Raw genomic sequence first — 2,249 nt, 5'->3', positions numbered from 1 at the left:
CCCGCGTCCAGGACGGCCTGGGCGAAGTCGGCGTTCTCCGAGAGGAAGCCGTAGCCGGGGTGGACCGCGTCCGCGCCGGCCTCGCGGGCCGCGCCGAGCACTTTGCCGATGTCGAGATAGCTGGTGGCCGGGGTGTCACCGCCCAGAGCGAACGCCTCATCCGCGGCGCGGACATGCAGAGCGTCCCGGTCCGGGTCGGCGTAGACGGCCACGCTCGCGATACCGGCGTCCCGGCAGGCCCGGGCGACACGGACAGCGATTTCGCCACGGTTGGCGATGAGCACCTTGCGCACGATAGAGGCTCCCTCCTTGAAACAAGCCGAGTTTAGGGACTGCCGACACGGCGCATCGACCCGTCCCCAATGGTGAGCTTGCCCACACGGAGCGTGATTCGAGGCTCGCTCAACCGGCGAAATCCCTTGTCGCACCGCAATACGCAGGACTCCTCCCGGAAACCCTAGTCCCCTCATGTGGCCAAGGTCTCTGTAAGAGCGTGCTGCGGGCCACCCGGTTTCTTTGTGGAATCCCTACGAACGGCCCAATGAATCTTTGCCGCCCACCGGACCCTTGTCCCGCGGTTTACCCGTTAGTAGCGTTCGCGATGTATCGAAACATACTTCGGGTAACAGGCGTCGGCTCGAGAGTGGGTGGGGACCGGTGGTGCGCAGACCGGTGGCATGGATCGTGGCGCTCGTGCTGTTCGCGGAAGCGGTCGGCGTCGCGGCGCTGAACTGGTTCCTGGGAATCGTCGTCGACCGCCAGGACATGTCCCTGGCCGGCCTGGACCCGGACATGATGTCGGTGTCGTCGAAGGCGGGCGGGATCGTCTTCGGGCTCTACTTCGCCCTGTGCGGACTGGTCGCCCTGCTCGTCGCCCTGCGGGACCGCCCGCCGGCCGGCTTCGGGCGGGTCCTGCTGATCAGCGTCGCCGTCGTGCACGGGCTGCTGGGGGCCTTCGCGTGGAGTCTGGTGGGCTGGCCGGCGTTCGTGTTCATGGTGGCCGTGCTCGCGCTCGTCGTCCTGCTGCTGATGACGTACGACGCCCCGCGGGGCCCCGCGCCCGCCGAGGAGCCCCGGGACGGCGCGGGGGACGGCGGCAGCCCGGTCACGCCCGGTCCGGCGCCCACAGGTCCGTGATGCCGACGCCCAGGTGCGCCAGCAGCTTGCGCACGAGGGGCAGGCTGATGCCGATCACGTTGCCGTGATCGCCCTCGATGCCCTCGATGAACGGGGCCGAGAGACCGTCGAGGGTGAACGCCCCGGCGACGTGGAGGGGTTCGCCCGAGGCGACGTACGCGGCGATCTCCTCGTCGGTGGGCTCGCCGAAGCGGACGACGGTGGAGGCGATGCCGGAGGAGTAGCGGCCGGTCCCGGCGACGTAGACGCAGTGGCCGGTCTGCAGGGTGCCCGCGCGCCCGCGCATCGCCTTCCAGCGGGCCGTGGCCTCCTCGGCGTCGGCCGGCTTGCCCAGCGCCTCGCCGTCCAGGTCCAGCACCGAGTCGCAGCCGATCACCAGCGCGCCCTTCACCTCGGGCCGGGCGGCCACCACGGAGGCCTTCGCCTCGGCGAGGGCGAGCGCCAGGTCGGCCGGGGTGGGCGCGGTGACGGCGTCCTCGTCCACGCCGCTGACGATCACCTCGGGATCGAATCCGGCCTGGCGCAGCAGGCCGAGCCGGGCGGGGGACTGGGAGGCGAGCACGAGGCGGCGGCGCGGCTGATCGGTCATGCGGTCAGGGTAGCGAGGTGTCCCCGCCCGCTCACCTCAGGCCGGCCACGATCATCGCCAGCACCATGGCCAGGGCCATGAGAATGCCGAGCCGCCGCAACATCTCCTGCGTGTCCCGCAGTTCCTCGGGCGGCTCGTTCTCGGGATCGGACCACAGCATGCTCCCAGCGTGCTCCGGGCGGTGGTCCGGACGCCTGAGTACGCGTACTCAGGTTCGCCCGGACTCCCCGTCTCCCGGCCGTGGTCTCCTCCCGGTCGTGGTCTCCCGGTCGCGCTCAGCTCGGCCAGTAGGTGCGCGCCCACGTCGTGGGTCCCGGCTGGGGCAGGCGGTGCGCCGCGATGCGGGACGGGTCCGACCAGGAGTCCCTGTCGTGCGGCTCGCTCGGCGCCGCCGCGGCCGCGGCCGCGGCACGGGCCCTGACCACCGCGAGGGCGGCGGCGAGTTCCTCGGGGGTGGGGTTTCCCCGTACGACCTTGATCACAGCGGCTCCTTACAGGGGGATGTTGCCGTGCTTCTTGGGGG

General features: G+C 71.2%; 5 protein-coding genes. 1 reads left to right on the top strand and 4 read right to left on the bottom strand.

The features are described 5' to 3' along the window. On the bottom strand, positions 1 to 293 hold a 293-nt coding region (locus tag AB0G63_RS39050), incomplete at its 3' end, for a biotin carboxylase N-terminal domain-containing protein (RefSeq protein ID WP_360760650.1). Between the two features lie 379 nt (positions 294 to 672). On the opposite strand from AB0G63_RS39050, the gene AB0G63_RS39045 reads away from it, so the two are divergent. Beyond that, complete coding sequence (locus AB0G63_RS39045) at positions 673 to 1,137, top strand: hypothetical protein (protein ID WP_360760647.1); 465 nt, start codon at positions 673 to 675, stop codon at positions 1,135 to 1,137. Here AB0G63_RS39045 and AB0G63_RS39040 read toward each other — a convergent pair. The 3 genes from AB0G63_RS39040 to AB0G63_RS39030 all read right to left on the bottom strand — a co-directional run bounded on the left by AB0G63_RS39040 (position 1,106) and on the right by AB0G63_RS39030 (position 2,208). Next, positions 1,106 to 1,726, bottom strand: a complete 621-nt coding sequence (locus tag AB0G63_RS39040; RefSeq protein ID WP_360760645.1) for a nucleoside triphosphate pyrophosphatase — start codon at positions 1,724 to 1,726, stop codon at positions 1,106 to 1,108. The genes AB0G63_RS39045 and AB0G63_RS39040 overlap by 32 nt on opposite strands. 31 nt (positions 1,727 to 1,757) lie before the next feature. Next, positions 1,758 to 1,886, bottom strand: coding sequence for a hypothetical protein (locus AB0G63_RS39035; protein ID WP_360760643.1), 129 nt, complete (start codon positions 1,884 to 1,886; stop codon positions 1,758 to 1,760). Positions 1,887 to 2,001: 115 nt separating this feature from the next. Further along, on the bottom strand, positions 2,002 to 2,208 hold the full coding sequence (locus AB0G63_RS39030; protein WP_360760640.1) for an acyl-CoA carboxylase epsilon subunit: 207 nt from the start codon (positions 2,206 to 2,208) through the stop codon (positions 2,002 to 2,004). Positions 2,209 to 2,249 lie beyond the last annotated feature (41 nt).

This window comes from Streptomyces sp. NPDC020996 (assembly GCF_040641355.1).
GTDB lineage: Bacteria > Actinomycetota > Actinomycetes > Streptomycetales > Streptomycetaceae > Streptomyces.
Note: the sequence above shows the minus strand (reverse complement) of the source record. Positions and strands in the feature narration are given on the sequence as shown.